The 26,261-nt window shown below is 69.2% G+C and carries 27 protein-coding genes; 11 read left to right on the top strand and 16 right to left on the bottom strand.

The annotated features are described in order from the left end of the window. The first annotated feature begins 282 nt into the window (after positions 1–282). Positions 283–690: a carboxymuconolactone decarboxylase family protein gene (locus tag M8445_RS10490; RefSeq protein ID WP_273987708.1), complete on the top strand. Its 408-nt coding sequence runs from the start codon at positions 283–285 to the stop codon at positions 688–690. A gap of 62 nt (positions 691–752) precedes the next feature. Here M8445_RS10490 and M8445_RS10485 read toward each other — a convergent pair whose 3' ends face one another. Next, positions 753–1,427, bottom strand: coding sequence for a hypothetical protein (locus tag M8445_RS10485; RefSeq protein WP_273987707.1), 675 nt, complete (start codon positions 1,425–1,427; stop codon positions 753–755). Positions 1,428–1,946: 519 nt separating this feature from the next. On the opposite strand from M8445_RS10485, the gene M8445_RS10480 reads away from it, so the two are divergent. From M8445_RS10480 to M8445_RS10470, 3 genes are all read left to right on the top strand, one after another. Continuing rightward, the gene (locus tag M8445_RS10480) at positions 1,947–2,708 is read left to right on the top strand and encodes an electron transfer flavoprotein subunit beta/FixA family protein (RefSeq protein WP_273987706.1); all 762 of its coding nucleotides are present in this window, start codon (positions 1,947–1,949) and stop codon (positions 2,706–2,708) included. After that, positions 2,705–3,652: an electron transfer flavoprotein subunit alpha/FixB family protein gene (locus M8445_RS10475; RefSeq protein WP_273987705.1), complete on the top strand. Its 948-nt coding sequence runs from the start codon at positions 2,705–2,707 to the stop codon at positions 3,650–3,652. Before M8445_RS10480 ends, M8445_RS10475 begins: the two co-directional genes overlap by 4 nt. A 196-nt stretch (positions 3,653–3,848) precedes the next feature. Then, on the top strand, positions 3,849–4,595 hold the full coding sequence (locus M8445_RS10470) for an SDR family NAD(P)-dependent oxidoreductase (RefSeq protein WP_273987704.1): 747 nt from the start codon (positions 3,849–3,851) through the stop codon (positions 4,593–4,595). A 265-nt stretch (positions 4,596–4,860) separates the two neighbouring features. On the opposite strand, the gene M8445_RS10465 is transcribed toward M8445_RS10470, so the two are convergent. The 4 genes from M8445_RS10465 to uvrA form a co-directional block, all read right to left on the bottom strand. Next, a complete protein-coding gene (locus M8445_RS10465) occupies positions 4,861–5,301 on the bottom strand; it encodes a disulfide bond formation protein B (protein WP_273987703.1) in 441 nt (146 codons plus the stop codon). 3 nt (positions 5,302–5,304) lie between these two features. Continuing rightward, positions 5,305–6,000: a DsbA family protein gene (locus M8445_RS10460; protein WP_273987702.1), complete on the bottom strand. Its 696-nt coding sequence runs from the start codon at positions 5,998–6,000 to the stop codon at positions 5,305–5,307. Between the two features lie 135 nt (positions 6,001–6,135). Then, positions 6,136–6,846 carry a hypothetical protein gene (locus M8445_RS10455; RefSeq protein ID WP_273987701.1) on the bottom strand — a complete coding sequence of 237 codons (711 nt, stop codon included), beginning with the start codon at positions 6,844–6,846 and terminating at the stop codon, positions 6,136–6,138. Continuing rightward, complete coding sequence (gene uvrA, locus M8445_RS10450) at positions 6,843–9,935, bottom strand: excinuclease ABC subunit UvrA (RefSeq protein WP_273987700.1); 3,093 nt, start codon at positions 9,933–9,935, stop codon at positions 6,843–6,845. Before uvrA ends, M8445_RS10455 begins: the two co-directional genes overlap by 4 nt. Positions 9,936–10,209: 274 nt before the next feature. On the opposite strand from uvrA, the gene M8445_RS10445 reads away from it, so the two are divergent. Beyond that, positions 10,210–10,545, top strand: coding sequence for a hypothetical protein (locus M8445_RS10445; protein ID WP_273987699.1), 336 nt, complete (start codon positions 10,210–10,212; stop codon positions 10,543–10,545). Between the two features lie 60 nt (positions 10,546–10,605). On the opposite strand, the gene M8445_RS10440 is transcribed toward M8445_RS10445, so the two are convergent. The 3 genes from M8445_RS10440 to M8445_RS10430 all read right to left on the bottom strand — a co-directional run bounded on the left by M8445_RS10440 (position 10,606) and on the right by M8445_RS10430 (position 13,656). After that, on the bottom strand, positions 10,606–11,565 hold the full coding sequence (locus M8445_RS10440; RefSeq protein WP_337961591.1) for a TolB family protein: 960 nt from the start codon (positions 11,563–11,565) through the stop codon (positions 10,606–10,608). After that, positions 11,562–12,278, bottom strand: a complete 717-nt coding sequence (locus M8445_RS10435) for a M23 family metallopeptidase (protein WP_273987698.1) — start codon at positions 12,276–12,278, stop codon at positions 11,562–11,564. The genes M8445_RS10440 and M8445_RS10435 overlap by 4 nt, the downstream gene beginning before the upstream one ends. A gap of 199 nt (positions 12,279–12,477) precedes the next feature. Beyond that, positions 12,478–13,656 carry a class I SAM-dependent rRNA methyltransferase gene (locus M8445_RS10430; protein ID WP_273987697.1) on the bottom strand — a complete coding sequence of 393 codons (1,179 nt, stop codon included), beginning with the start codon at positions 13,654–13,656 and terminating at the stop codon, positions 12,478–12,480. 71 nt (positions 13,657–13,727) lie between these two features. Between M8445_RS10430 and M8445_RS10425 the strand changes: the two genes are divergently transcribed. Beyond that, the gene (locus tag M8445_RS10425) at positions 13,728–14,288 is read left to right on the top strand and encodes a hypothetical protein (protein WP_273987696.1); all 561 of its coding nucleotides are present in this window, start codon (positions 13,728–13,730) and stop codon (positions 14,286–14,288) included. Between the two features lie 126 nt (positions 14,289–14,414). Beyond that, positions 14,415–15,806, top strand: a complete 1,392-nt coding sequence (locus tag M8445_RS10420; RefSeq protein WP_273987695.1) for a S41 family peptidase — start codon at positions 14,415–14,417, stop codon at positions 15,804–15,806. Between the two features lie 85 nt (positions 15,807–15,891). Here the strand turns inward: M8445_RS10420 and M8445_RS10415 are convergent, their stop codons facing one another. Next, positions 15,892–16,149 (bottom strand): NAD(P)H-dependent oxidoreductase subunit E, encoded by a 258-nt coding sequence (locus M8445_RS10415; protein ID WP_273987694.1) that lies wholly within the window; start codon positions 16,147–16,149, stop codon positions 15,892–15,894. Between the two features lie 106 nt (positions 16,150–16,255). Between M8445_RS10415 and M8445_RS10410 the strand changes: the two genes are divergently transcribed. Then, positions 16,256–17,218, top strand: coding sequence for a DMT family transporter (locus M8445_RS10410; RefSeq protein WP_273987693.1), 963 nt, complete (start codon positions 16,256–16,258; stop codon positions 17,216–17,218). Positions 17,219–17,260: 42 nt separating this feature from the next. Here the strand turns inward: M8445_RS10410 and M8445_RS10405 are convergent, their stop codons facing one another. Both M8445_RS10405 and M8445_RS10400 read right to left on the bottom strand, forming a co-directional pair. Next, positions 17,261–18,025, bottom strand: coding sequence for a TerC family protein (locus tag M8445_RS10405; protein WP_273987692.1), 765 nt, complete (start codon positions 18,023–18,025; stop codon positions 17,261–17,263). Positions 18,026–18,212: 187 nt separating this feature from the next. Next, positions 18,213–18,809, bottom strand: coding sequence for a TetR/AcrR family transcriptional regulator (locus tag M8445_RS10400; RefSeq protein ID WP_273987691.1), 597 nt, complete (start codon positions 18,807–18,809; stop codon positions 18,213–18,215). A gap of 115 nt (positions 18,810–18,924) precedes the next feature. Here M8445_RS10400 and M8445_RS10395 point away from each other — a divergent pair, with 115 nt between their 5' ends. Beyond that, positions 18,925–19,563, top strand: coding sequence for a phospholipase A2 (locus M8445_RS10395; RefSeq protein WP_273987690.1), 639 nt, complete (start codon positions 18,925–18,927; stop codon positions 19,561–19,563). A 57-nt stretch (positions 19,564–19,620) separates the two neighbouring features. Here M8445_RS10395 and M8445_RS10390 read toward each other — a convergent pair whose 3' ends face one another. Together M8445_RS10390 and lysA are read right to left on the bottom strand one after the other, a co-directional pair. Next, complete coding sequence (locus M8445_RS10390) at positions 19,621–20,670, bottom strand: nuclease-related domain-containing protein (RefSeq protein WP_273987689.1); 1,050 nt, start codon at positions 20,668–20,670, stop codon at positions 19,621–19,623. A gap of 92 nt (positions 20,671–20,762) precedes the next feature. Further along, positions 20,763–21,911 carry a diaminopimelate decarboxylase gene (gene lysA, locus M8445_RS10385; RefSeq protein WP_273987688.1) on the bottom strand — a complete coding sequence of 383 codons (1,149 nt, stop codon included), beginning with the start codon at positions 21,909–21,911 and terminating at the stop codon, positions 20,763–20,765. 160 nt (positions 21,912–22,071) lie between these two features. Here lysA and mnmA point away from each other — a divergent pair, with 160 nt between their 5' ends. Both mnmA and M8445_RS10375 read left to right on the top strand, forming a co-directional pair. Next, complete coding sequence (gene mnmA / locus M8445_RS10380; RefSeq protein ID WP_273987687.1) at positions 22,072–23,250, top strand: tRNA 2-thiouridine(34) synthase MnmA; 1,179 nt, start codon at positions 22,072–22,074, stop codon at positions 23,248–23,250. Next, positions 23,250–23,678 carry a DUF5063 domain-containing protein gene (locus M8445_RS10375; RefSeq protein ID WP_273987686.1) on the top strand — a complete coding sequence of 143 codons (429 nt, stop codon included), beginning with the start codon at positions 23,250–23,252 and terminating at the stop codon, positions 23,676–23,678. Before mnmA ends, M8445_RS10375 begins: the two co-directional genes overlap by 1 nt. Here M8445_RS10375 and M8445_RS10370 read toward each other — a convergent pair. Genes M8445_RS10370 through M8445_RS10360 form a run of 3 tightly spaced genes read right to left on the bottom strand, consistent with a single transcriptional unit; the run spans position 23,675 to position 26,259 of the window. Beyond that, on the bottom strand, positions 23,675–24,838 hold the full coding sequence (locus M8445_RS10370) for an alkaline phosphatase family protein (protein ID WP_273987685.1): 1,164 nt from the start codon (positions 24,836–24,838) through the stop codon (positions 23,675–23,677). The genes M8445_RS10375 and M8445_RS10370 overlap by 4 nt on opposite strands. Before the next feature lie 46 nt (positions 24,839–24,884). Next, positions 24,885–25,334 carry a methyltransferase family protein gene (locus M8445_RS10365; protein ID WP_273987684.1) on the bottom strand — a complete coding sequence of 150 codons (450 nt, stop codon included), beginning with the start codon at positions 25,332–25,334 and terminating at the stop codon, positions 24,885–24,887. 1 nt (position 25,335) lies between these two features. Next, positions 25,336–26,259 (bottom strand): NAD(P)-dependent oxidoreductase, encoded by a 924-nt coding sequence (locus M8445_RS10360; protein WP_273987683.1) that lies wholly within the window; start codon positions 26,257–26,259, stop codon positions 25,336–25,338. Positions 26,260–26,261: the final 2 nt, after the last annotated feature.

Genomic DNA, 26,261 nt, shown 5'->3' with positions numbered 1-26,261 from the left:
CCAGTCACGGACGGGCCGTGACACGCCGAAACAGCGGCGCCGGGTGAACGGCTGAAACGGGAACAACGAACTGCCGCAACTGGACAGAACGCTCGGTGCCTGGTGGACAGCCTGAGTGTAGACTATCCGCCCCACCCGCCGGCCGGCAGGTGAAACCTTACGATCTGAGCAGCGAACCGGCACACACCCACTGTAGCGAGCAGTTCATGACGGGATTCTTGCCACGTCTGCCCCTACCGGCACCCACAGCACCCGCCGCGCCGCCCGCATTACCCTGCGGACATGAGCGACACCGCCCACGATCCCACCCCGACAGACGCGCCGACCGACGCCACTGCTCTGGAAGCGCCGCCCCGCGCCCGTGACGTGATCTTCGGCACGCAGCAGAACCGCATTCAGGAGCGCCTGAACGACCTAGACCCCGACCTGGGCCGCTACATTCAGGAGTTCGCGTACGACACCGTGTACGACCGGCCCGGCCTGGACCTGAAAAGCAAGGAGCTGATCGCCTGCGCCCTGCTCGTCTCACTGGGCAGCCCCCCCGAACTGCGCACCCACATTCGCGGCGCCATGAATGCCGGCGCCACCGAAGCCGAGGTGCGCGGCGCGCTCATGATGTGCGTCCCTTACCTGGGCTTCCCGCGCACCGTGGCGGCGTTCGAGATGCTCAAGCAGCACCTAAAGCGCTGACCCACACACAACACGAACCGGCCCCCACAGGGAGAGCCGGCACGGTCAAAAGAAGGCGTGTATCAGAAAGTAGCTTTGATGCCCACGCGGGCCTTGAAGTTGGTGCCGGGGCGCACGAAACGGCTGTCGTTGTAGGCGTAGTCGGCGTCGCTGGTGGGGTAGTTATAGGTGGTGGTGTTGCCGGCGTTGGTCGAATCGACGTTGATGGTGTTCTTGAAGAAGTGATCGACACCCAGATCGCCCACGAGGCTGATGTTGCCGCTGAGAGCGTAGCTGGCCATCACGCCGGCACCGATCCCGAAGGAATTGCTGCTGTAAACGTTCGAGCTGGTGGAGTTGGCCGTTTCGGTGGCACGGAACATGCCGTAGCGGCCGCCGGCGTACAGGGTGGTGTCGACGCCAGGGGCAACTTCGCCGAGGCTGTAGGTGCCGTCCAGGGAGACGACCGTCTGGCTGCCGCTTTCCGTGAAGCCGTCGTTCTTCTTGCGGTCAGCGAAGGTGGTGCCCAGGGCGTCCTTGCTGCTGTCGTTGATGGCGTCGGCGGAGCGGGTGACGGCCACGCCGGCTTTCACGCCGACCGGGCCGATCACGTTGGGGGCGTGCACGAAGGCTTCGCCGCTGAGGCCGCCGGCGTAGCCGCCGGTCAGGCCGAGTTCGACGCCGCTGAGGGACTGCGCGCCGGCCGTGGCGGTGCTGGCGGCGATGGCGAGGATGGTCAGGGGAATCAGGTTCTTCATGAGAGTAGGTTCGTCTGCCAGCATGAGAGGGTTCCTTGAGGCAGTTGACTGGAACTTTAAGGTGGGGCTGTTCTTAAAGACTGGCGCTTGATGACCTGAATGCCGCGTAAAGACGGCATGGGCGCAGGCCCCTGGCTTTTCTGCCGGTCTGTACGCCTGTCCGGCGGCCTGGGTGGGCACAGAGGGGTTCTCATGGTCGGGGTCGAGGCACAGAGAGGTGGGCTGGGCGAGGTGGGTTTGGCGTGTGGTTGCACTGGTCTGACTGGTGACCTGTGCCCTTTCCTGCTGCGGGCGGGGTGTTCCCTGGGCTACGCTGGGGGCCGGTTCAATTCTGAGACCCGGTGCTGCTGGGCTCTGGCAGGCGCGGCGGGTTCTCACCGTGCTGGCTGGTGGCCGTCTGGGCGGGGGTCTTCCCTGGGCCGGAGCGCTCTGCTAAACTTGAACCAAGTACAATTTGTCGGGCCGGGTGAGCCGGCCTCTTCCCGTCTCCGACACACGCACCCGACCCCTGGAGGACCCATGAACATCCTGACCCTCGTAAGACAAGTTCCCGATGCCGAAGCCCGCGTCAAGATCAGCGGCCAGACCGTCGACCTCGAAGGGGCCACCCTGGTCATCGACGGCATGGACGAGTACGGCGTGGAAGAAGCCCTGCGCCTGCGCGAGAGCGGCGCGCCCGTCGAACAGATCATCGCGCTTGCCGTCGGCCCGAAGAAGGTCGAGGACGCCCTACGCACCTCGCTCGCCATGGGCGTCGACCGCGCCATTCACATCGAAACCGACGAGAAATTCGACGCCGTGACCCTCAGCCGCGTCGTGGCTCAGGTCGCGCAGGCCGAGAACGTCACGCTGATCCTGGTCGGCGGGCAGGAAGCCGACTGGGACTCCCAGGCCCTCGGAGCCGCCAGCGCCGAACGCCTCGGCTGGCCCCAGCTGACTTGGACGAACGAACTGAAAGTCGACGGCGACACCATTACCGGCCGCCACGACGTGGACGACGGGAACGAGAGCTTCAGCGCCCCCCTGCCCGCCGTGGTCACCACGCAGCAGGGCCTGAACGAGCCCCGCTACCCCACCCTGCCGAACATCATGAAAGCCAAGAAGAAGGAACTCCGCAAGGACGACCCCGCCGCCTACAACCTGAGTGGCAAGGTCCGCGTGGTCGGCGCTGAAATTCAGACCCGCGCCCGCCGCAACACCATGATCGACGGCAAGGACCCCCAGGCCGCCGCCCAGCAACTGCTGGAACTGCTTCGGAACGAAGCGAAGGTGATCGCATGATTCTGATCGTTGCTGAACACGCCGCCGGGAAACTGGCGAAAGCCACCCTGGAAATGGTCACCGCCGCGCAGCAGTCCGGGCGCGAAGGTCCCGTCACGCTGCTCGTACTGGGCCAGAACGTCGCCGCCGTGGCCGCCGAGGCCGCCGCCGTGGCCGATCAGGTGCTCGTGGCCGACCTGCCCGCGCTCGCCACGTACAACGCCGAAGTCTGGGCGGCCGCCACCACGCAGATCGCGCAGGAGGGCGAGGCGCACACCGTCATCATCGGCGGCAGCCGCTCTGGCCGCGAGTACGCCCCGAGGGTCGCCGTGAAACTCGACGCGCCGTACCTCGAAGACGCCACCAAACTCAGCAGTAACGGCGCGGCCCTCCAGGCGCAGCGGTACACCTTCCTGGCCCGCGTGACCGAAACCGTCGAGGCGGACGGCACGGTCGTCGTGACCGTCAAGCCCGGCTCGTTCCCGCCCGCCGCGCCCGCCGCCGCCGCTGGCGAGCAGTACGACGTGGAACTCGACCTGCCCGCCCCCCGCGTGCAGGTGACTGGCCGCAGCGTCGAGAAGAGCAGCCGCGTTGCCCTGACCGAAGCCGACGTGATCGTCACCGGCGGACGCGGCGTGGGCAGCCCCGAGAACTTCGCCCGTTACGTCGAGGGCCTCGCCGACAACATCGGCGCGGGCGTCGGTGCCACGCGCGCCGTCGTGGACGCCGGCTGGCGTCCCTACGCCGAGCAGGTCGGCCAGACCGGCAAGACCGTGCAACCCAAGGCCTACATCGCCCTGGGCGTCAGCGGCGCCGTGCAGCACCTGAGTGGCATGGGCAAGAGCAAGAACATCATCGCCATCAACAAGGACGCCGAAGCCCCGATCTTCAAGGTCGCGGACTACGGCATCGTGGGCGACATCAACGAGATCGTCCCCGCGCTGATCGAAGCCAGCCGCAAGTAAATGGGGAATGGGGGGTGGGTTGGTTCTCCAACCTCTGCCCCACCACCCAGCAGTCACTGAAAGGCCCGCCGACTGCGAATGCGTCGGCGGGCCTCCTTCTGTTCCCACTCTGCACTGCGTACTGCCCACAACCTTCCCACTTGAGCGTGCCTTATGCCTCGGCTCCGGGCGGGCGGGTGTCCCTGAGACTGAGGGCATGACGGACGCGAGTGGTGTGGTGGTAACGGGAGCGGCGCGCGGGATTGGGCGGGCGGTGGCGGAACTGTACGCGGAGCGGGGGTGGCGGGTGCTGAGCGTGGACCTGAACCTTCCGCCGGTCCTGCGGGGGCAGCGGCGCGTGAAGGCGGACGTGAGCACGGCGGCGGGCCGGGAGCGGATCGTGCGGGCCGCGCGGGAACTGGGGGGCGTGCAGGTGCTCGTGAACAACGCCGCGTACCAGGGAGCGCACGGGAGCGTACTGGACGTGAGTGAGCGCGGCTGGGCGCGGACGCTGAGCGTGAACCTGACGGCCCCGCTGCTGCTGACGCGCGCACTGGTGGACCTGCTGCCCAGCGGGGGCGCGGTCGTGAACGTGGCGAGCGTGCAGGGCCTGTTCGCCGAGCAGGACAACGCCGCGTACAACGCCAGCAAGGGCGGACTGGTGAACCTGACGCGGGCCATGTCGCTGGACCTCGCGCCGCGCGGCCTGCGCGTGAATGCGGTTGCGCCCGGGGCGATCAGCACCGAGGGCGTGCTGGCAGCCATCGCGGACAGCGAGAACCCCGCGCAGACCCGCCGGGATTACGAGGACCTGCACGCCCTGCGCCGCCTGGGCACCCCGCAGGAGGTGGCGAAAGTCGTGTACTTCCTCGGCAGTGACGAGGCGAGCTTCCTGACGGGCGCGATCGTCCCGGTGGACGGGGGAATGACGGCGTCGTTCATGATGGCGGGCCGACCGGTGTAATACGGATTCCGTCTGTTTCGTTAACAACCCGGAAGGACACCGGGTTGCCAACTCCACGCCCGGAACCCGTTTCTCTCCTGCCCGCTCCGCTCGGATGGAACGGTTTTTGCAAACCATTCCATCGGAGTCCGTATAAGAGGGACACAGGAAGCGGTTCGCAGGGAGCGGGCCAGGGGCTCTCCCCTGCCTGGGCCTGCTTCGGCGCCAACACAACGGGGCGCAGGGGTTCACCACTCCCCGCGCCCCGCTTCCCGCGTACCCCCGTTCAGATGCTGCGGGGGCGGCCCCAGGCGAGCAGCCCGATGATCAGGATGAAGGCCGTCATGCTCAGGACCGGGATGGTGATGACGGTGTTCAGGCCGGCCAGGGCGCCGCTGCCCCACACGGGCCAGGGAACGTTGCAGGCGACGGTGGTAGCGTCGGCGGTGCAGGCTTTCAGGACGGGAATCACGCCCCAGTCCTCGAAGTTCTGAATCAGGGCGATGACCGCACCGACGGCGGCGAGCGGCAGAGCGTACAGGCGGGCACCGAGGTCGCCGCGCAGCGCGCCGATGCCCAGAATGACGGCCAGGGGGTACATGCAGATGCGCTGGTACCAGCACAGCACGCAGGGTTTGAACCCCAGGATGTTACTGAAATACAGGCTGCCCAGCGTGGCGATCAGGGCGATCACCCACGCGGCGTACAGGCGGTTGTCGCGGCTCATGGCTTACTTGCTGGCGGCGTCGATGGCGGCGCTGACGTCGGCCAGCAGGTAGCTGCTCTGGCCGCTGCCGTTCAGGACTTCCTTGCCGTTCACGAACACGGTGGGCGTGTGGTTCACGCGGGCGTCCGTGACCTGTTTCTCGTCGGCGTCCACGCGGGCGGCGGTGGCGTCGGTATCCAGGCAGGTGGCGAACTTGCCCTGGTCGAGTCCCTCGACGTTACCGGCGAGGTCCTTGAGGCGGGTCTTGGTGGCCCAGACGGTGCTCTCGCTGCCCTGGGCGCGGAACAGGATGGTCTTGAAACTGCCGAAGGCGTCGTTGCCGCCCTGGTCGTACACGCACTTGGCGGCCTGCGCGGCGAGTTTACTGTCGTCGGTGGGCAGGCGGACGTTCTCGGCCAGGAAGGGCCACACCAGGGAGTACAGCTTGGCCTTGCCGGTCTCGATGTACTTGCTGTTCAGTTCGGGGGCGATGGTTTCCTCGAAGGTCTTGCAGACGGGGCACTTGAAGTCCTCAACGACGACCACGCTGACGGGCGCGTCGGCCTTGCCGGCGAAGGCCTGTCCGGTCAGGTCGAAGTTGCCGTTCAGGCCCGCTCCGGCGGCGGGTTTGCCGCGCACGGCGACCAGGGCGAGGGCGATCAGGGCCACGGCAATCAGCGTGCCGATCACGAGAATGGTGCGGTTGGAGTTACTGTTCATCTGCCCTGAAGTGTAACGCGCGTCCATGAGGGACCGCCGACCATGTCGGGCCGCCGGCGACCGGAGCCTGGGCTGGAGGCAGCAGAAACGCCGCTCCCGGTCAGGGGGAGCGGCGCGCAGGTGGTGCGGGGACGGTCAGGCGGGCACGGCCCCAGGCGGGCGGGCGCGGCGGCGACGGGCACGGAGGATCAGGCCGATCAGTTGCCGCGCGGCGCTGAGGCCCAGCGCGATCAGCATGCCGGTGATGGCGGTGCGCAGGAATTCCGGGTTGGCGGGCAGCGTCATCTGCGGGTCGAGTTTGGTGCCGAACTGCCCGACGGCGATCAGCACGCCCGCGAACAGCACCCCGGCGAACGGCAGGACGAACAGTCCGCCCGAGTGCTTGAGCAGCAGGGTGCCCATCAGGGCCCCGCCGACCAGCGGCAGGATGATCAGCCACTCGGCGGGCGGCTGCACCGGACTGAAGTACCCAAGGCCGCCCAGGATCAACCCGCCGTACCCGAACCAGCCGCCGAACTCGTCGGCCAGCAGGGTCAGCAGCACCCAGGTCAGCAGGCGCACGGGCCACTCGCCGGGCGTCCACTGGAAGTACGCCAGGGTCAGCAGGCACACAGCGCCTCCCAGCAGTTTCAGCAAAGTGACGGCCGTGCCCGGCGGCGGATCGTCCTGCGGGACCGGGCGGGCCGGGCGTGACCCCGCTGGACGTGGCCCCGGCGTGGGAGCTTCGGGGGCCGTGGCGGGGTCCAGCGCCGCGTGCCGCCCGGCCTGAACCGGCGTTTCAGGGTTCAGACCCTGGGGGTCCGTGGGGTGGGTGTCGGGTGGGGTGGGGTCGGGCGGCTGGGTCATGCGCTTTCTTTCTTAGCACGACTCTTGCGGGCGGGGGCCGCGCCGACCAGTTCCGGCTCCTCGGCCACTGCGGGTTTCTTCGCGGGCCGGCCAGCCTTCTTTGGGGCGGGCGCACTGGCCGCAGCGGGCTTGCGAGGGGTGGCGGCCACGATACCGGGCACGCGGCGCAGGTACTCGCCGGTGTGGCTGGTCGGGTGCGCGGCCATCTCCTCAGGCGTGCCGGTGCCGACGACGGTGCCGCCGCGCACGCCGCCTTCGGGGCCGAGGTCGATGATGTGGTCGGCGGTCTTCATGACGTCCAGGCTGTGCTCAATGATCACCAGGGTGTTCCCGCCCTCCACGAGGCGTTGCAGCACTTCCATGAGTTTGCGGACGTCCTCGAAGTGCAGGCCCGTGGTGGGTTCGTCGAGGATGTAGATGGTCTTGCCGGTGGCGCGCTTGCTCAGTTCGCTGGCGAGCTTGATGCGCTGCGCCTCGCCGCCGGACAGGGTGGTGCTGGGCTGCCCGATCTTCATGTAGCCCAGGCCCACGTCGCACAGCAGGGTCATCTTGCGTTCGATGGCGGGGATCGCCTCGAAGAAGCTCTGGGCGTCCTCGACGGTCAGGTCGAGCACGTCGGCGATGGTCTTGCCGTTGTACTTGACCTCCAGCGTCTCGCGGTTGTAGCGCGCGCCCTTGCAGACCTCGCACGGCACGTAGATGTCTGGCAGGAAGTTCATCTCGATCTTCATGACGCCGTCGCCCTTGCAGTGCTCGCAGCGGCCGCCCTTCACGTTGAACGAGAAGCGCCCGGCCTGATAGCCGCGGCGGCGCGCTTCGGGGGTGCGGGTGAACAGGTCGCGGATCTCGGTGAACACGCCGGTGTACGTGGCGGGGTTGCTACGCGGCGTGCGCCCGATGGGGCTCTGGTCGATCTCGATGACCTTGTCCAGATGCTCCATGCCCTCAATTCGGTCGTACTTGCCGGGCGTGGTCTTCGCGCCGTTCAGTTCGCGGGCCAGGGTGGCGTGCAGGATGTCGTGGATCAGGGTGCTCTTGCCGCTGCCGGACGGGCCGGTCACGACAGTCATGGTGCCCAGCGGAATCTCGATGGAGACGTTCTGGAGGTTGTGTTCGCGCGCCCCAATGACCTTCAGCTGTTTGCCGTTGCCCCGGCGGCGGCTCTGCGGCACCTCGATCTTCAGTTCGCCGCGTAGGTACTTGCCGGTCAGGCTGTCCGGGTTGTCCCGCACCTGCTGCGGCGTGCCGACCGCGACGACCTGCCCGCCGTGCACGCCCGCGCCGGGCCCCATGTCCACGAGGTAATCGGCGTCCATCATGGTGTCCTCGTCGTGCTCGACGACGATCAGGGTGTTCCCCAGGTCGCGCAGGTGCTTGAGGGTGCCGATCAGGCGGTGGTTGTCCTTGGGGTGCAGGCCGATGCTGGGTTCGTCCAGCACGTACAGCACGCCGGTCAGGCCGCTGCCGACCTGCGTGGCCAGCCGGATGCGCTGCGCCTCGCCGCCCGACAGGGTGTTCGCGGTGCGGTCCAGGCTCAGGTAATCCAGGCCCACGTCCACCAGGAATTTCAGGCGGGTGCGGATGGCCCGCAGGATCGGGGCGGCCACCGCCGTGCCGAAATCGTTCAGGACGTACTCGTAGCGGCTGGGGGCGTGCGCACGGGCCGTGCCGCCCAGGTGCCCTGTCAGGAACGCCTCGATGGCCGCGTGGTCCAGACCGCCACCCTGCAGCCGGTCAAAGAAGACGTCGGCGTCCAGCACGCTCATGCCGCTCGCCTGACTGATGTTCAGGCCGCCCACGCGCACGGCGAGAATCTCGGGTTTGTAGCGCGTGCCGCCGCAGGTGGGGCACGGCTGGAGTTCCATCATCTCCTCGAGTTTCTCGCGCATGAACTCGGATTCCGTGTCCGCGTAGCGGCGTTCCAGGTTGGGGATCACGCCCTCGAACTCGGTCATGAACCGCATGGTTTCCTTGCCGGCGCGGCGGTACACGACCTCGAAGGGTGCGCCCGGCCCTTTCAGGACGGCGTCCTGCGCCTGTCTGGGCAGCTCACGCCAGGGGGTCTTCACGCTGAACTCCAGGTGCTCGGCCAGCGCCTGCAACTTGTCCCAGTAGTAGATGCCGCCGCCCGTGCCCTTCTTGCTCCAGGGCAGGATCGCGCCCTCGGCGATGGAGAGCTTGTCGTCGACGATCTGGTCGGCGCTGAACTCGCGTTTGCTGCCCAGGCCCGCGCAGTCCCCGCACGCACCGTACGGCGAGTTGAAACTGAACGAACGGGGTTCGAGTTCCTCCAGCACGCTGCCGTGCTCGGGGCAGGCGAACTTCTCGGAGTACAGTTCCTCGTGCGGCCCTCCGTCCTGCCCAGCGTCGGGCATCAGCACGCGCAGCAGGCTCTCGCCCCGGCGCAGGCCCAGTTCCACGCTCTCGGCGATGCGGCTGCGGTCCCCTTCACGCAGGGTCACGCGGTCGATGACCACGTCCACGTCGTGTTTCTCGAACTTCTCCAGCTTCAGCTTCTCGGCTTCCTCCAGCTCGTACAGCGTGCCGTCCACCCGCACGCGCGCAAAGCCCTCGCGGCGCAGGTCCGCGAACAGCTTGCGGTACTCGCCCTTGCGCCCACGTACGACCGGCGCGAGCAGGATGGCGCGCTTGTCCGGGAAGCCCGCCAGCAGGCGGTCCGTGATCTCGCTGGGGCTCTGCTTCTCGATCTTCCGGCCACAGACCGGGCAGTACGGGGTGCCCACGCGGGCGTACAGCAACCGCAGGTAATCGTGGATCTCAGTCACGGTTCCCACCGTGCTGCGGGGGTTGTGGCTGGTGGTCTTCTGGTCGATGGAGATGGCCGGGGACAGGCCCGTGATGCTCTCCACATCCGGTTTCTCCATCAGGCCGAGGAACTGGCGGGCGTACGCGCTGAGGCTTTCCACGTAACGGCGCTGACCCTCGGCGTAGATGGTGTCGAAGGCCAGAGTGCTCTTGCCACTGCCGGACACGCCCGTGATCACCACGAACTGATCGCGCGGCAGTTCTACCGTGATGTCCTTGAGGTTATGTTCCTTCGCGCCCTTCACGATCAGATTGTTCTGCAAGGTGGATTCTCCCTGAAAAGTGCGGCCAGCACGGCAGGAATCAGACGTAGACCGGGCCGCCGGGGGTTACGTTGAACGCGTAAGGCACCGCCTCCGCTTCGGAAACGAGACAGTCTAGCAGGTCAGGGCACCATGCGAACATGGGCCGATTCCTCATTCGGCGCCCCATCGGAAAGGTCAGACGGACCTCCCTCACCGAGTGGCAAGAATCCTTTCCTGAAGACAACAGCGGCAAGGAACACCGGGACGTACAGATGCCCAAATGATGACTCGTGTGATGCTGACTGTCGCGCTCTCAGGGACCGTGGGATCAGGGTTATCTGCCTCCGGCGACCCATACCCGGCCAGCACAGTGGCTGCCCTGATGGTCGAGCCGATGATCCAGAATGGAAGGCCGTCCCGGCAGATTCTGGCGCTGTACATCATCAAGAGCGATCTGGCCCTGTCCCCACTGGTTGGCAGCGTGGGGTTCGAATCCGAGCACTCGGTCCGGATCGGCCTCTCGCACAGAGCCTGGACTCTTTCGCAGGAAATCGCCGATCTGAAAAGGAGGTTGAAGGAGATCGGCGTGGACGCGAGTGTTCACTGGGCGGAGGTCAAAGGGTTTTGAGGCCCGGCACCTGACCACCCTGCCGGGGTCGCCGTGACCTCTCTGGCCAGGCCAGCCCCCTCAGGGCAGCGTTAGGACGCGCACGTTGCCGTCGCGGGCGCTGAGGTAGTTCAGCAGGCGCCCGTCGGGGCTGACGGACCAGTCCGACAGGCGCACCTGATCGCCCAGGTCGCCCAGGGTCTTCCAGGCGTTCGCGGTCACGTCGTACTGCCGCAGGGCGTGCGGGCCGCCCGCCGCGTTCAGGGGAATCAGCAGCAGGCGGTTGGCGTCCCGCCAGCGGTACGAGCCGAAGGTGCTCAGTTCGCGCGGGCTGCCGCTGGCGGTGCCCTGTACCCACAGGCCATTGCGGGCGGCGCTGTCGAAGGCGATGGTGTACGCCACCTGACGGCCCCCGGGGCTGACGGTCACCGAGCGAAAGCCCAGCGCGGTCCTGAGGGTACGGCGCGCGCCGCTGCGGGTGTCCAGGGTGAACAGGTCGCGGTCGCGCGCGGCGGCGGTGGCCTTGCCGCTCAGGAGCAGGGTCGTGTCGTTCAGCCAGCCGTGAATGCTGCCGCCCGGCAGGGTCGCCACGAGCCGGGGCGCGGCGAAGGCGTCCGCGACGAATACCCGCGTGACCCGGCGGTCGAAGTTGCCGGTCGTGTCACTGCGGGCGTAGGCCAGCCGGGTCTCGGCGGCCGTCCAGGTGACGTTCGCGCCGTAGGTGGGCAGCGTGAACCGCCGCCCGTCCGCGAGGCGTTCCAGGGTGGTGGCCTCGCCCGAGCCGGGCCGCACCGCCCACTTCAGGGCCGGAGAGAAGAACGCCACGCTGGAGAACCGCCGCGTGACGGCGCCCCCGGTCGCGGCGACCTGATAGATGCCGGTCGAGACGCGCGCCGGGGCGCCGTCCAGGAACAGCAGGGCGCGCGAGTCGGGCGCCCAGACCACGCCGGGGCAGCACTCGCCGCTCAGGACCGCGCGGGACGGGAGGGTGGCGGCGTGTGCCGTTCCCAGCATCAGGACGGCCAGGGCGGCGCGCCTCACCGGGCACCTCCGGCGGCGGGCGGCCAGGGTTGCCGGTATTCGTTCAGCAGGGCGCCGCCCCGCAGCGCGGTGGGCTGAGAGTCCGGCGTCTGCCAGCGCCGGGGCTGGGTCAGGTCGTACTCGTACCCGCGCCCGAAACTCCCGGCCAGCGCCAGGGAATTCCAGTCGGCGGCAATGAACGGTAGCGGGTTGAAGAAGCGCTGGTGCGAGCGGTCGCGCAGTTCAAGGTGCAGGTGAGGGGAGCTGACACACGTGCCCTGCGAGTCGCCGCTCTCGCCGATCACCTGCCCGCGCGTGACCCGCTGGCCCACCCGCAGGCTGGACCGCACCCGCAGATGCCCGTACAGACTGGAGAGGTTGCCCGCGTGATCCACGACCACGTTGTGCGGCGGACTGCCGTGCGGGCCGTCCACCTCGGCCACCACGCCGTCCCCGATGGCGCGCACCGGAGTGCCGCACGGCGCGCTGAAATCCAGGCCCGCGTGGATGCCCTGCAGGGCCCCGTACGTGCTCTGGCGTTGCCGGTACGCGCCGGTGGTGTTCCCGTACCCCTGCCCGAGCATCCAGGTGTCCGGGCCGGGCGGCCCCGCGAACGGCAGGCCGAACTGCGCCTTTGCGGGCGCGACGGCGCTCAGAGGGAGCGGCGCGGCGTAGTGGGCCAGCGCCACGCCGGACAGGGGAACGCTGAGCAGCAGGAATCGGCGGGCAGACATACCCGATGCTGCCCGCCGAACGCGCCCGTCAGGGTACGCGCGCCCACCTTCTCATACAGACTCCGATTGAATGGCTTGTAAAGCCGTTCAATCCGAGCGGATGCGAGTGGGAGTCAAGCGGGTTCCGGACGTGGAGCTGGCAATCCGGTGAAGTTCCGGATTGTCAGCGAAACAAACGGAATCCGTATCAAGCGTCGCTTCAGGCCTTGCGCAGCAGGATGCTCTTCAGGTACAGGCTCTCGGGCACGCTCAGGAGGTGCGGGTGGTCGGCGGGCTGGTACGTGACGTCCAGTACCTCGGCGTCGGTGTTCGCCTCGGCGGCGGCCACGCGGGCGGCGTCCAGCAGGTCGTCCACGCGGATGTAGTGGGCGCAGGTGCTGATCATCAGGTGTCCGCCGCTTTCCAGCATGCGCAGGGCGCTGGCGGCCCCGTCCGTGAAGATGCGTTTGGCGCGGGGTACGTCGTCGCGCCTCTTTGCGAGGGTGGGCGGGTCGAGCACGATGGCCGAGAAGGTCCGTCTGTCTTTTTCCAGTGCGGCGAGGGCTTCCAGGGCGTCGCCCCAGCGCACGCCGACCTGAAGGCCGTTACTGCGCGCCGCCTGTTCCAGGGCGGCCAGGGCGACGTTGTCCTTGTCGATGGCGGTGGCTTTCGCGCCGGCCTTCGCGGCGTGCAGGCTGAAGCCGCCGGTGTACGAGTACACGTCCAGGAAGCCCGCGCCGGGCCGGACCAGCGAGGCCATCAGGCGGCGGTTGTCGCGCTGGTCGAGGAAGAAGCCGGTCTTCTGCGCGTCCATGGGCGCGAAGTGCAGGTTCAGGTCGTCCTCGAAGAACTCCACGCGCTCCGGCACGTCGCCCCAGAGGGTGCCGGTCACGAGGTCCAGGCCCTCGCGGCGGCGCTCACCGGTGTCACTGCGCTCGAAGGCGCTGGCGGCGCGCGTCTCGTCTTTCAGGGCCTTCACGATCAGGTCGCGGTGGCGTTCCACGCCGGCGTTACGCAGTTGCACGCTCAGCACAGACCCGAACTGGTCGGCGATCACGCCGGGCAGGCCATCGGCCTCGGCGTGCAGGACGCGCATGGCGTCGGTGTTCTGAATGCGGCCCTTGCGGCGGGCCAGGGCGGCCTTCACGCGGGCGCGGTAGAACTTCAGGTCGATGTCCTCGTCCTGCCAGGTGAGCAGGCGCAGCGGCGTGGCGCCCTGCGGGTTGAAGTACCCGCGCGCGATCAGGCGGGTGCTGCCCTCGGCGCGGACGTTCACGACCTCGCCCGGCTGGATGCCGTCGTCGGCGCGGGCGATATCGCCGCTGTGCCCGAAGGGGTAGCGGCCCGCGATGCGGCGCACCGCCTGGGCTTGGAGGGTGACGGTGGGGGACTTCTTCACCGCAGCAGCGTAGCAAACACGTGAACGGGACCGTAAGTCGGCCGTCACTGGCCGCTGCTAGGCTGGCCGGCATGAACCGTCCCGCCGCCCTGCTTCCCTCTTCTGTGCTCGCTGTCGCCGCCTCGCTGCTGCTGGGGTCGTGCGGCCTGATTCCCACGCCCAGCGTGGACGTTCCCGACAGCACCCTGAACCTTCCGGACAGCGGGGCGCTGGGCGGGAAGGTCGTGTACCTGTACACCGACTCGCTGGCGGGCAATTCCGTCCCGTCGGCCCTGTCACAGTTCAAGGTGGAGGGCAACGCCACGTACACCACGGCGGCCGGCACGCTGAGCAGCGTGGGCATGTACATCCGCCCGGACCTGAGCAGCGTGCCCGTCTCCTGCACCGAGTACCCCGCGTCGCCCATCACGCCCCGCATGCTGGTGTGCAGCGCGGCCGGCGAGCAGGCGCAGGCCATCGGGACACTGAACGTGAAGGCCGGTCAGGGCGTGCCCTTCTCGCTGGGCGGCGCGGCCCTGGACAACGCTGCCAGAAGTGGGCACGGGTACTTCGGCATGAGCTTCAGCGGGGGCCGCAGCCTGTTCGGCGACACCCTGAAACTGAGCGGAATGAAAGCCAGTGCCCGCCTGTAAATACTGACTACCCCCATCGCATCCCCCGACAGCTGAAGGCCTGCAGAGACTCGGCACACCTGCCAGGGTCTCATAAGGTGCCCGCCTCGCTTTTGTGCGGGGCGCAGGGTGCCTTAGCCTGGGTGGGTGCCCTTCAATCCATCACCGCGTCGTCAGGCGCTGCTGAACCCGATCCGCAATTGGCGCACCCTGACGGCCGCCCTGCTGTGCGCGGCGCTTCCGCTGGCGGCCGCCAGTCCGGCCACCGACCTGTACCGCGAGGCCACCAGGCACGTCCTGCGCGACTACTACGGCTGGAGTACCGCCGACCTGAAGGGCCTGACCGAGCAGTACGGCCGCACCCTGGATGACCGCTGCGCGCCCGCCGGGGACGCCTGCCCCTTCGAGACGGGCCGTGAAGTCCTGACCGAACTGTTCGCGCAGGTCGGGGACGCCCACACCAGCGTGCGCGACCCGGAAAGTGCGCTGCGCCTGCGGGAAGTGCAGGAGAACCTCGCGGTACCCCGCACGGGCGCGCGCGTGGTGAGCGTGCCGGGCGGCCTTCTGGTCGCGTCGGTCATGCCGGGCAGCCCGGCCGAGCAGGCGGGCCTGCGCCCCTTCGACCTGCTGACCCGCGTGAACGGCCGGCCCGCCGGGAAGAACCCCGCCCCGGCTGGCGGCGTGCGCGAACCGGCGATGGGCGGGGGTGGGGACGGGACCCTGCTGGACTCCAACCTGCTGGACTCCCGGGAATTCACGCGACTGGAACGCGCCGCGCAGCCCATTCAGGTCGAGGTGACCGCGCCGGGCCGCGCGCCCCGCCCTGTGACCCTGGCCAGCGCGACCCTGCGCGCGCGGGATGAACCCACCCTGAACTGGGTCGGGCCGGACAGCCGCACCGCGCTGATCTCGGTCACGTCGTTCCTGCCGTCCGACACGGCCGAGCAGTTCCTGGCGCGCGTGCAGGAAGCAAGGCGCGGGGGCGCCCGCGCGCTGCTGGTCGACCTGCGCTTCAACGGGGGCGGCAGCCTCACGCAGTGCGTGGCGGCCGCCAGCATCTTCGGGCCTACCCAGTACCGCAGCCGCTACCGCACGGGCGGCGCGATGTACGCCGGTATCGAGGGCCGGCCCGCTGGCCCGCAGGACCGCCAGCAGCCCCCGGACACGGCCGTGTGGCGCGGCCCGGCCGCCGTGCTGGTCGGCCCGAACACCGCCTCGTGCTCGGAGGTCTTCACGTACTACGCGCAGCGGGCCGGGGTGCTGGCCGTGGGTGAAGTCACGCGCGGCGTGGGCAACAGCGGCGTGACCTTCGATCCCCTGCCGGACGGCGGCGTGGTCTCCGTGACGGTCCTGCGCGCCTTCTGGCCCGACGGGACGCCCCTGCCGGCACACGTGACGCCCGACGTGCCGGCCCCCACGGACCTGAACGCCCTGACCACCCAGGGGCAGGACACCTGCCTGAACGCCGCGCTCGTCGCATTGGCGGCCGGGCAGGTTGGACGCCCCCCCGCCCAGCCCGGCAGCCTGAACCAACCCTGACCCGCCTCTGGGCCGCCTTCTGGACGGCCCTGAAGTCGGGTCAGGTGGGCAGTACGGGCCCTCAGTCGGGGGAGGCGGGCGCTCCCTAGCGGGACCAGCGTTTCATGAGGGTCACGAGGCGTTCGGGCGTCACGTTGCGGTACTCAATCTCGTTCACGCGGACCAGCGGGGCGTCCTCGGGCGACACGGAGTCCCCGCAGTGCTTGAGGCTCAGTTCGACGTTCCCGTCGGCAGTGACCATACCGGGGCTGATGCGCAGCGCCGCCCAGACGGCGTCGAGCAGATCCTCGCGTTGATCGATGGTGAGGTGTTCGGTGCAGATTTCCAGGCGGGTAACGGACACAGTGGTGATCTCCTTCAGGCGGGGTCATCCTACCGGATCGCGGGCCGCCCCGGCGCGTCCCGGTCACGCGGCCAGTCCGGCGGGCGGCGGGGGTATCTTCGCGGACGTGCCCTCCCCTCCCCCACTCCTTCCGGCCAGCGCGGCCGGCCCTGACGCGCGGACCACGCGGCTGGCCCTGACCGGCGTGATCGTCACCGTGATCCTGTGGGGCGGGAACGTGGTGCTGCTCAAGGCGCTGCTGTCGCACCTGAACGCCGAGAGCATCAACACCGGGCGCTTCCTGCTGGCCGCCACGGTGCTGGTCACGCTGGCCGTGCGGGCCCACGGCTGGCCCCGCTGGACCTGGCAGACGTGGCTGATCGTGGCGGGCGTGGGCCTGCTGGGCAACAGCGTGTTCCAGACGCTGTTCCTGATCGGCATCCGGCTGTCCCCGGCGGGCGTGGCGGGCGTCGTGAACGGCCTGGTGCCCGTGCTGGTGCTGCCGCTGGGCCTGCTGCTGGGGCAGGCGGTCACGCGGCGGCAGGCGGCGGGCGTGGGCGTGGCCTTCGCGGGCCTGCTGACGCTGCTGCTCCTGACCCGGCAACCGGGATCGCCCGTCACGCTGAGCGGCATGGCGTGGCTGCTGGCCGCCGCGACCGCCTGGGCGCTGTACACGCTGTTCAACCGCACCCTCTCGGCGCGCGTGGGGGCGCTGCCGTTCGTGGCGTTCAGCCTCGCGCTGGGCAGCCTACCGTACCTGCTGTACGCCGCGCCGCACGTGCAGCTCAGCGGCACGCCGCCGCTGGCGTGGGCGGGCGTGGCGCTCAGCGGCCTGGGCGCGAACGTCGTGGCGTACCTCGCGTGGGCGCGCGGCGCGCAGGTACTCGGCGCGGCCCGCACCAGCGTCTGGAACACCCTGGCCCCCGTGATCGCCCTGATCCTGAGTACCGCGCTGCTGCACGAACGCCTGCCGCTGACCGTCTGGGCGGCGGCCGGCGTGATCCTGGGAGGCGCGGCGCTCGCCAACTGGCCCGGCCGGACGGCAGCCCCCCCGACCACCAGCGCCCCAAAAAACGCCCCCACCAGTTAGGCAGGGGCGCGCAGGCACACACTGTTTATTCGGGCTGCCAGTTCAGTCCGGCTGGCGGTCCGAGCCGTGCAGTTGCACGGGCTTGCCGCGCCGCATCCGCAGGTTCAGCAGTTCCACGGCAATCGCGAAGCCCATCGCGAAGTACGTGTACCCCTTGGGAATCTTGAAACCGAAGCCATCCGCGATCAGGTTCACGCCGATCAGCAGCAGGAACGACAGGGCCAGCATCTTCACGGTCGGGTGCGCCTGCACGAAGTCCCCGATGGGCCGCGCGGCCACCAGCATGATCGCCACCGTCACGACCACCGCCGAGACCATCACGCCGATGTCGTCGGCCATCCCGACCGCCGTGATGACACTGTCGAGGCTGAACACGATGTCCAGCAGCATGATCTGCCCGATGATCGCCGCGAAGTTCGCCCCGACCACCGCGCCCCCCGACGAGCCCGCGCCGTGCTCCGGGCCTTCCAGCTGCTCGTGCATCTCCTTGACGGCCTTGTACAGCAGGAACAACCCGCCGAAGATCAGGATCAGGTCCCGGCCCGAGAAGCCCTGCCCGAACACCTCGAACAGCTCGTTTTTCAGGCTGTAGATCCAGCTGATCGAGAACAGCAGGCCCAGCCGCATGAACATGGCCCCCAGCAGGCCGATGGTCCGCGCGCGCTGCTGCTGCTCCGGCGGCAGTTTGCCCGCCAGGATCGAGATGAAAATGACGTTGTCGATGCCCAGAACGACCTCAAGCAGCAGCAGCGTACCGAACGCCAGCCACGCCTCGGGCTGCGTTATCCAACCGAACAGTGATTCCACCTGAGTCACTCCCTGAGAACAGAAAACGGGCGCTGCCACGCGCGCCCAGGAAACCGGCCAACTGCCCTGTCACCGCGCCCGTGCCACGCGACCAACGTTCATGCTGACGGGACGCCCGCCCCGCTGCATGGCAGGACGCTCAAGGACCTTCATGCAACCGGGGGTCACCTCATCAACCCGGGAGGCTTTAGCGGGGGGTCGCGCCGTCCAGGAACACGGCCAGCAGCGCCCGACCCATGCCCTGCGGATCACTGGACGGCGCCCCAGTCACCAGCGGGTACGTGAGCGCCAGGAACGCCCGCGCCAGCATCGCCGGGACCACGTCCGCGCGCAACTCGCCCCGCGCGGCCGCCAGCTCGAACAATTCCGACAGGCCCCCGATCCACACGCGGCGGTACTCACGCTCGAACGCGCCGCGCCGCTCGGCACTCACGTGCCGTAACTCGCCCGCCAGTTGCAGACCCACCCGCTGCTCGGGCGCGCTGGCCAGTAACTCGTACACCAGCGTATCCAGTTGCAGGCGAATGCCCACCTGCGCGTTCGCGGCCGCCACCAGCCGCGCCAGTCCCGCCAGCGTGCCCTCCAGCATCGCCAGGAACAGCGCCTCCTTGTCGGCGTAATGGTGGTACAGGGCCGGTTTGGTCACACCCACGGCCTCCGCGACCTCGCGCATGCTCACGCCGTGATACCCGCTCTGCACGAACAGGCGCGCCGCCTCCTGCTGAATGCGGGCACGGGTCGTATCGGGCAGGGCGGCAGGAGCAGACACAGGAGGAACCGTCATTACCACCCATGATACCCGGCCCGCCCTGGCATCCCCCTGACAGGCCGGCGTACACTGAAAGGCGATCCACAACCCAGACCCGCCCCCCACACCCCACCTGCCCACAGGAGTCGCCATGCGTTCATTCATGTTGCCCGCCGCCGCCCTGCTCTCCCTGACCCTCGCCGCTTGCTCCCAGACGGCCGCACCCACCGGCGCGCTGATCGCCAGCGATTACGCCTCCCGCCCCGAACTGCAGGACGCCGGCAGTCAGGCGATCCTCGCCCGCTACGGCAACGACCCCGGACTCCTCGCCACGCTGCGCGAAGCGTACGGCGAAACGCCCCGCGTCCTGACCCTGCCCGCCGCACCCAGCATCAGCGGCCTGGACCTGACCAGCGACCGCCTAGCCTACGTGAAACGCACCGGCTGGGGCACCGTGGGCAACTACAACACCCAGTACGCCGCGTACAACGGCACCAGTCTCCCCTACGCCGGCCTGGACTGGACGCGCGACGGATGCAGCGCCCCCGACGGCCTGGGCCTGGGCTACCGCGAGGACTTCCGCCCGGCGTGCAACGTGCACGACTTCGCGTACCGCAACCTCAAGGTCTACCAGCGCACCGACGCGAACCGCCTGACCAGCGACGAGGCCTTCCACACCAACATGAAAGCCATCTGCAACGCCAAGAGCTGGTACAAGCAACCCGCCTGCTACAGCGCCGCCTACGCCTACTACCAGGGCGTCCGCGTGGGCGGCAGCGACAGCTTCTGAGCAAGGCGCGGGGGGCAAGAAGCGGGGCGCAGTCAGGCCCCGCTTCCTACCCCCCGCTCAGGCCGGGTTCGTCCAGTACGCCCAGGAATGCCCACCCGCGCAGGTCGCCGTGAACTCCAGCCCCCGCTTACTGACCTTGCCCGGCTGACCGCACTGCGCGCACACGGGTTTGGCAGGCGTGTTGCCACCACAATCAGCGCACTTCAGGTAGTACCCGTACTTCCCGAACTGCACCGTCACGTTCACGGACGAGCAGGCGCGGCACGCCACATCCGGGCGGGGCCGCGCCTGCGCCTGCCGCTCCTGCGACGTGCGGACAGGCGACGAGGAACGCTCCGGGGACGCCAGAGGAGACGCCTCGAACACTGGCTCCGGCTGCCCAAAACGCACGGGGCGCGGTGGGAACGCAGAACGGCCGACCGGCTCACCCCGCACCGATTCGCCTTCTGCTTCGCGCTGTGCCACGTAATCCTCGACGGCACTCACAGCCACGTGCCGTGCTTTCAGAAACGACTGAAGGCGGGTCATTTCGGCGTCGGTAAAGCCGAAACTCCCGAACGTCCTGTCGAACTGCTGCTGCACGAGACTGCCGATCCGCTCTGGCACCTGATCAGCCTTGACCAGTTCAGGAACTTCCGACTTGCGGGTAATTCGGCCGCTATCGGAAATGGCGACCAGAACGTCCCGCCGGATGCCCGTGAACGTCCGCTGCTTGAGTCCCAGCATCGAACGGTCCATGAGTTCGGTCGTGTGGTCTTCCAGCAGGGCCAGCAGGAGGTCAAGTTGCCGGCGTGCCTGAAGCACGGGCGACGGCATGCCCCTGCCCTGACGGTTCCACCAGCGGATCCACTCGCCGTGTTCGTTGACGCTGACCTGTCCGGCCACACTCTTACTTTCCACGATCATCAGGCCGTAACGGTGCAGGATCAGGTGGTCAATCTGCGCCACCTCGTCCTTGCGGACCAGCCTGAGATTATGAAACACGAATTTGTATCCATCCTCCGCGAAGGCGCGTTTGAGGTAGTGGGCCATCTGGCGTTCGGCCTCGTACCCGGCGCGGCGCAGGGGATCGGTATGGGTTTGCGGTTCGAGGTCCTTGACGATCATGACGTCGTCACGCTAGCTCAGGCCGGGATTGCCGCGCGACGAATGTGCCCATGAGGACGCGATATTTCGCACATCCCTGCGGTGCCCACGGCTTACTCCCCGCTCTCCTCGGCGCGCCAGATGTCCTGCGGCGTTTCGCGCTGGCGGATGACGGTCCACTGGCTGCGTTCCCAGAGCAGTTCGGGTGGGCGGGGGCGGGTGAGGTAGTTGCTACTCATGGCGGCGCCGTACGCGCCGGCTTCGTGGATGGCGAGGAGGTCGCCGGGGTGGGGGGTGGGCAGGGTGACGTTGCGCCCGAGGAGGTCGCCGCTCTCGCAGGCGGGGCCGGCGAGGTCCCACTGGCTGGTGCTTTCGCGCTGCCAGAGGGGGGTGACGGGGTGCTGCGCGCCGTACAGCATGGGGCGCAGGAGTTCGGTCATGCCGGCGTCGAGGAGGGCGAAGGGGCGGCCGGTGGTTTTGGTGCCGACGACGCGGGTGAGGAGGGTGCCGGCGGTGGCGACGAGGGAGCGGCCGGGTTCGACCCACAGTTGCGCGCCGAAGGTGGCGGCGGCGGCGTGCGCTTCGCGGGCGATGCCGGGCAGGTCCGCGCCGATGCCCCAGCCGCCGCCGGTGTCGAGGACGGGTAGCGGGCCGGTGTGGGGGCGCAGGTCGTTCAGGCGGGCGAAGGCGGCGGTGAAGTCGTGGGCGTCGCGGATGGCGCTGCCGATGTGGACGTGCAGTCCCAGGGCGGTGTGCCCGGCGGCGCGCAGGGCGCTGATGATGCGGGGGGCCTGTTCGGGGGTGACGCCGAATTTGCTGTCGGCGGCGCCGGTGGCGAGGTGGTCGTGGGTGCTGACGTTCAGGGCTGGGTTCACGCGGATCAGGGCGCGGGAGGCGGGGGGCAGCAGGGCGACTTCTTCCTCGCGGTCGATGATGAAGGTCGCGCCGAGCTGCGCGCCGAGGGCGTACTCGGCGGGGCTCTTGGCGGGGCCGTTCACGATCAGGTTCTCGCCGGTCGCGCCGACGTGCGCGGCGCGGGCGATCTCTCCGGCGCTGACGCATTCGAAGCCCACGTCCTGGGTGTGCAGGCGGCGCAGGATGCTGAGGTTGGGGTTGGCTTTCATGGCGTAGTACACGCGGGCGTTCCCGAACGCGGTGCGGACGCGGGCCACCGAGGCGTCGAGTTCGGCGGCGTCGTAGGCGTACAGGGGCGTGCCGTGCTGCTGCGCGGCGGCGTGAAGGGCGTCGGCGGGGATGCTCATGCCGGGAGTGTACCGGGCGGCTGGTGGTGGGGTGAGGGCCGGGTGGTGCGCTCCACACGGGCGGGATGCACGTGGAGGCGGGCCGGTCGAGTACCAGCGGGCCGAATTGCCGCGCGCGTCACCGCCGCTTCTGAACACCTCTGTTAAGCTGCGCGGCTGTATGAGCGCACCCACCTCGCCTGTCCCTTCCGTTCCTGTTCCGGCCCCTGTGGCGGGCGAGCGGGTGCTGTGCGCCATGTCCGGCGGGGTGGATTCGTCGGTGACGGCGGCCCTGCTGAAGGATCAGGGGTATCAGGTGGTGGGCGCCATGATGCGCTTCTGGCCGGACGACAAACGCACGGACACCTTCGACTCGTGCTGCTCGCCGGACGCGGCGTACGAGGCGCGGCGGGTGGCCGAGCAGGTGGGCGTGCCGTTCTACCTGCTGGATTACCGCGAGCAGTTCCAGCGGCACATCGTGGGACCGTTCATCGACGAGTACAGCCGGGGCCGCACGCCGAATCCCTGCGTGAACTGCAACACGAAAGTGAAGTTCGACGAACTGGTGAAGAAAGCGAAGATGCTGGGTTGCCGCTACGTGGCGACCGGGCATTACGTGAAACGCGTGGAGAACGCGCAGGGCGAGGTGGAGTTCCATCGGGGCGACGATCCCCGCAAGGATCAGACGTACTTCCTGTGGGGCACGCCGCGTGACGCGCTGCCGTACATCCTGTTTCCGGTGGGCGAGCTGGAGAAACCGCAGGTGCGTCAGATCGCCGAGGAACGCGGCCTGCTGACGGCGCAGAAACCCGAGAGTCAGAACATCTGCTTCGTGCCGGGCAAGGTGCAGGACTTCGTCGCCGAGCACATTCCGCAGAGCCAGGGCTTCATCCGCGAGATCAGCAGCGGCGAGGTCGTGGGCGAGCACCTGGGCACGCAGTTCTACACGCTGGGCCAGAAGAAGGGCCTGGGCCTGTACCAGTCGCACCGGGTGCGGCACGTCGTGCATCTGGCGCCCGACACGAACACCGTCTGGGTGGGCGATTACGACGACTGCCTGTGGACCGGCCTGAAGGCGCAGAGTGCCAACTACCTGATCGACCTGACCGACCTGCCCGACGAGTTGGAAGTGCAGGTGCGCTACCGCACCGCGCCCGTCAAGGCCCGCGTGATCCGCGCCGACGAGAGCGGCTTCGAGCTGGCCTTCGCGGACCCGCAGTTCGCGGTCGCGCCCGGTCAGAGCGCCGTGCTGTACGCCGGACCGCGCCTGCTGGGCGGCGGCCTGATCGAGGATCACGTGCCCACCCTGCCGGAAGCCAAGGCCCCGCCGAAGAAACGCCCGGCGGTCCTGCTGTCCTGATGCTGCCCCTGGTACACCGGGTTCACGCGGCCCTGCTAGACCGCGAGGGCCTTACGCCCGGCGCACTGGCCGACCTGCTGAGTGACCTGCGGCGGGAGGTGCAGGCGCTGCCCTTTGGCGTCCCAGACGCTGATGACCTGCCGCGCGAGGCGTACCGCGACCTGCGCGCCTCTATCGCCGGGGCGTGGCCGGAACTCGGCTTCTACGACCCGGCCACCGGCCGCGCCCTGAGCCTCTGCGACCTCCCCGCCGAGATCGGCGACGCGCTGGACGACCTGACGGACCTCGCTCTCGACCTGGGCACGGCTCTTGCTCTGGCCGACACGGACGGGGCCGCCGCCGCGCTGGCTTGGCTGCGCTGGAGTCACGACTCTCACTGGGGCGACCACGTGCAGGACGTCACCCCGCACCTGCGCTGGCTGGGCTAGACCCGCACGCTGAGCACGGGCACGAGCATCTCCTCGGAGGTCCAGCCGCCGTGCAGGCCGAGCATGGGGGCGGGGCTGGTGGGGCGGCGGATGGCGTGGCCAGGGTGCGGGACGGCGATCAGGTCGCCCACGCGCGGGCGCAGGCGGGGGTCGGCGTGGGCGGGTGGGCCGAACAGGCCGCCGGTCCAGGCGTCGTCGGCGGTCAGGAGAGTGGCGTGCGGGGTGAGGAGCACCTCAATCTCGGCGTGGTGGTCGGGGTGGGTCCGCAGGTACGCGGCGCGTTCCTCCCCGGCAACGGGGCCGCGCAGCAGGGTCTTCATGACCTTCTTGGTGATGACGTCCACGTAATCGTCCGGGCGCTGGGCGCTCTGGCCGTGGTCGGCGGTCAGGACGACCAGCGTGTCGCCGTTCCTGGGCAGAGCAGCGAGGAGGTCGCCGACGATGCGGTCGGTGCGGCGCAGTTCAGCGTGCGCTTCGGGACTGTCCGGGCCGGAGCCGTGGCAGATCAGGTCATACTCCGGGAAGTACACCAGCGTGTACGAAGGCTGCCCCGGCTGGAGGGTGGCGGCGGTCAGGGTGGGTGCCTCCTCGGGCTGCGCGTAGGGGTGGTACTCGGCGCCGTCGCAGGCCCAGCGGGTCAGAAAGCTGTTCTGGTACGCGGCGGGCATGACGACGTGCGCGGCGACGCCCCGGTCACTCATCTGGCGGTACAGGGACGGCACGGCGGCCAGAAAGCCCGCGTCCGCCAGGGGGGTGTGGGTGTACACGTCGTACAGGCGGATGAGGTTCACGACGGCCTGCGCCTCGTCCAGCCACACGGTCAGGCCCAGGTACCCGTGCTCGGCGGGCGCGCGGGCGGTGTGCAGGGTGGTCAGGGCGGCCATGGTGGTGCTGGGGAACACGCTGGTGACCGCCCCCGGCGCTGGGGTCAGGGACGCCAGGGTGGGCGCGTCCCCGCGCGTGATGGCTGCCCGGAATTGACCCGCGCCCAGAGCGTCCACGACGATCAGGACGACGTGCCGCGCGCCGTCCAGCGGCAGCAGGTGGCGGTAGGGGGCGTGGTGGGTGGGCACGCCGTGGTGCGCGCCGAGGGTCGCGGCGAGGTTCAGGATGCTGCCGCCCGCGTAGTCGGGCCGGATCGCGTGCGGGGGCAGGTGCATGCGCGAGGATAGCCGCCGGGAGGCCGGCGGGACCTTGAGGCTTCGTTCAGCGCGCGGGCAGGCGCGGCAGGAACGCCCCGGTGCGCGCCCGGTACGCAGCGTGGTCGGGGTGAAGTTCGGCCAGCGCGGTGTCCTCGATCCCGGCCTTGTGCCGCAGCAGGCCTGCGAGCAGCAGGGTGCCCGCGACACTGACCCGCCCACCGCGCGCGACCGTCCAGCCGCCTGCCAGCAGCAGCAACGCCGTGTAGATCGGGTGCCGGACAAGTCGGTACGGCCCGCTCTGCACCAGCGTGCCGCGTTCAATCGGTGTGGGCAGTGGCGTGAGGTTCCGGCCCAGGGTGCGGCCACTCCAGACGAGCAGGATCAGGCCGCCCAGGGTCAGCGCCGCGCCTGCCGCCTGGACGGATCGGGGCCGACCTCTCCCCCGTCGCCCGCCCGCGAGAATGACTGCCAGCAGGGCGAATTGCGCGGCGACCAGCGCCCGGTCGCGGTTCATGTCAGTAGGTGCGTCCGGCGGTGACGCGGCCGTCGGGTTCGTGGCCCTGTTGCAGGTCGATCAGGAAGTCGCGGGTCAGGTGCGCGCCGCGCCGGACGAGGTCGGTGGTGGTGCTGGCGATGTGCGGCGTGATGATCACGTTCGGCAACTTCCACAGTGGGTGCGTGGCGGGCAGGGGTTCGGGGTCAGTCACGTCGAGGAACGCGCCGCCCAGCCGGTGTTCCTGCAGGGACTGCACGAGGTCGTCCGTGACGATCAGGTTGCCGCGCCCGACGTTCATGAGCCACGCACCGGGTTTCAGCAGGGCCAGCGTGTCGGCGTTCACGATGCCCCGCGTGTCGGGGGTGCTGGGGAGCAGCAGGATCACCCAGTCGGCGGCGCGCAGCAGTTCGTCGCGTTCATCCGTGGGGGTGGTGCTGCGGATGCCGCGCACGTGCGCGCCGTGCGGCGCGAGCAGCTCCTCGAGGTTCCGGCCGATGTGCCCGTAGCCCCACAGGACGATGTTCAGGCCGTCCAGGGTGCCCAGGCGCGAGTCGGTGGGCAGGGCGGGGCTGGCCCACTGCGAGCGGCCCTGCGCGTCCTGGAACACGTGCAGGCCGCGCGCGGCGGCCAGCATCCCGGTCAGGGCGTGCACGGCGACGGCGCGGTCGTGCAGGCGGCTGGCGTTGAACAGGGCCACGCCGTCTGGCAGGCGGCCCTGCACGTGGTCGATGCCGGCAGTCAGGGTCAGCACCCACTTCAGGCCCGGAACCTGTAGCAGGCGTTCGCGGGTCTGCGCACTGGTCATCCACAGGACCACGCCGTCGGCCGGGCCGTCCGGAACGTACGCGCGGTCGTAGTGGTCGAGGGTGACGCCGGGCACGCCTCCCTCGTCGGGCTGGCTCAGGGCGCGGAAGTCGGGCAGGTCTGGCAGCAGGACACGCATAC

The organism is Deinococcus aquaticus, assembly GCF_028622095.1.
Lineage (GTDB): Bacteria > Deinococcota > Deinococci > Deinococcales > Deinococcaceae > Deinococcus > Deinococcus aquaticus.
Note: the sequence above shows the minus strand (reverse complement) of the source record. Positions and strands in the feature narration are given on the sequence as shown.

Bases quoted from the DNA above. Each gene is read 5' to 3' on its own strand.
- M8445_RS10490 (WP_273987708.1), top strand. From the start codon at position 283: ATGAGCGACACCGCCCACGATCCCACCCCGACAGACGCGCCGACCGAC.
- M8445_RS10480 (WP_273987706.1), top strand. From the start codon at position 1,947: ATGAACATCCTGACCCTCGTAAGACAAGTTCCCGATGCCGAAGCCCGC.
- M8445_RS10460 (WP_273987702.1), bottom strand. From the start codon at position 6,000: ATGAACAGTAACTCCAACCGCACCATTCTCGTGATCGGCACGCTGATT.
- M8445_RS10375 (WP_273987686.1), top strand. From the start codon at position 23,250: ATGCTGCCCCTGGTACACCGGGTTCACGCGGCCCTGCTAGACCGCGAG.
- M8445_RS10425 (WP_273987696.1), top strand. From the start codon at position 13,728: ATGAACCGTCCCGCCGCCCTGCTTCCCTCTTCTGTGCTCGCTGTCGCC.
- mnmA (WP_273987687.1), top strand. From the start codon at position 22,072: ATGAGCGCACCCACCTCGCCTGTCCCTTCCGTTCCTGTTCCGGCCCCT.
- lysA (WP_273987688.1), bottom strand. From the start codon at position 21,911: ATGAGCATCCCCGCCGACGCCCTTCACGCCGCCGCGCAGCAGCACGGC.
- M8445_RS10400 (WP_273987691.1), bottom strand. From the start codon at position 18,809: ATGACGGTTCCTCCTGTGTCTGCTCCTGCCGCCCTGCCCGATACGACC.
- M8445_RS10470 (WP_273987704.1), top strand. From the start codon at position 3,849: ATGACGGACGCGAGTGGTGTGGTGGTAACGGGAGCGGCGCGCGGGATT.
- M8445_RS10435 (WP_273987698.1), bottom strand. From the start codon at position 12,278: ATGTCTGCCCGCCGATTCCTGCTGCTCAGCGTTCCCCTGTCCGGCGTG.
- M8445_RS10360 (WP_273987683.1), bottom strand. From the start codon at position 26,259: ATGCGTGTCCTGCTGCCAGACCTGCCCGACTTCCGCGCCCTGAGCCAG.
- M8445_RS10465 (WP_273987703.1), bottom strand. From the start codon at position 5,301: ATGAGCCGCGACAACCGCCTGTACGCCGCGTGGGTGATCGCCCTGATC.
- M8445_RS10390 (WP_273987689.1), bottom strand. From the start codon at position 20,670: ATGATCGTCAAGGACCTCGAACCGCAAACCCATACCGATCCCCTGCGC.
- M8445_RS10395 (WP_273987690.1), top strand. From the start codon at position 18,925: ATGCGTTCATTCATGTTGCCCGCCGCCGCCCTGCTCTCCCTGACCCTC.
- M8445_RS10370 (WP_273987685.1), bottom strand. From the start codon at position 24,838: ATGCACCTGCCCCCGCACGCGATCCGGCCCGACTACGCGGGCGGCAGC.
- M8445_RS10455 (WP_273987701.1), bottom strand. From the start codon at position 6,846: ATGACCCAGCCGCCCGACCCCACCCCACCCGACACCCACCCCACGGAC.
- M8445_RS10475 (WP_273987705.1), top strand. From the start codon at position 2,705: ATGATTCTGATCGTTGCTGAACACGCCGCCGGGAAACTGGCGAAAGCC.
- M8445_RS10485 (WP_273987707.1), bottom strand. From the start codon at position 1,427: ATGAAGAACCTGATTCCCCTGACCATCCTCGCCATCGCCGCCAGCACC.
- M8445_RS10365 (WP_273987684.1), bottom strand. From the start codon at position 25,334: ATGAACCGCGACCGGGCGCTGGTCGCCGCGCAATTCGCCCTGCTGGCA.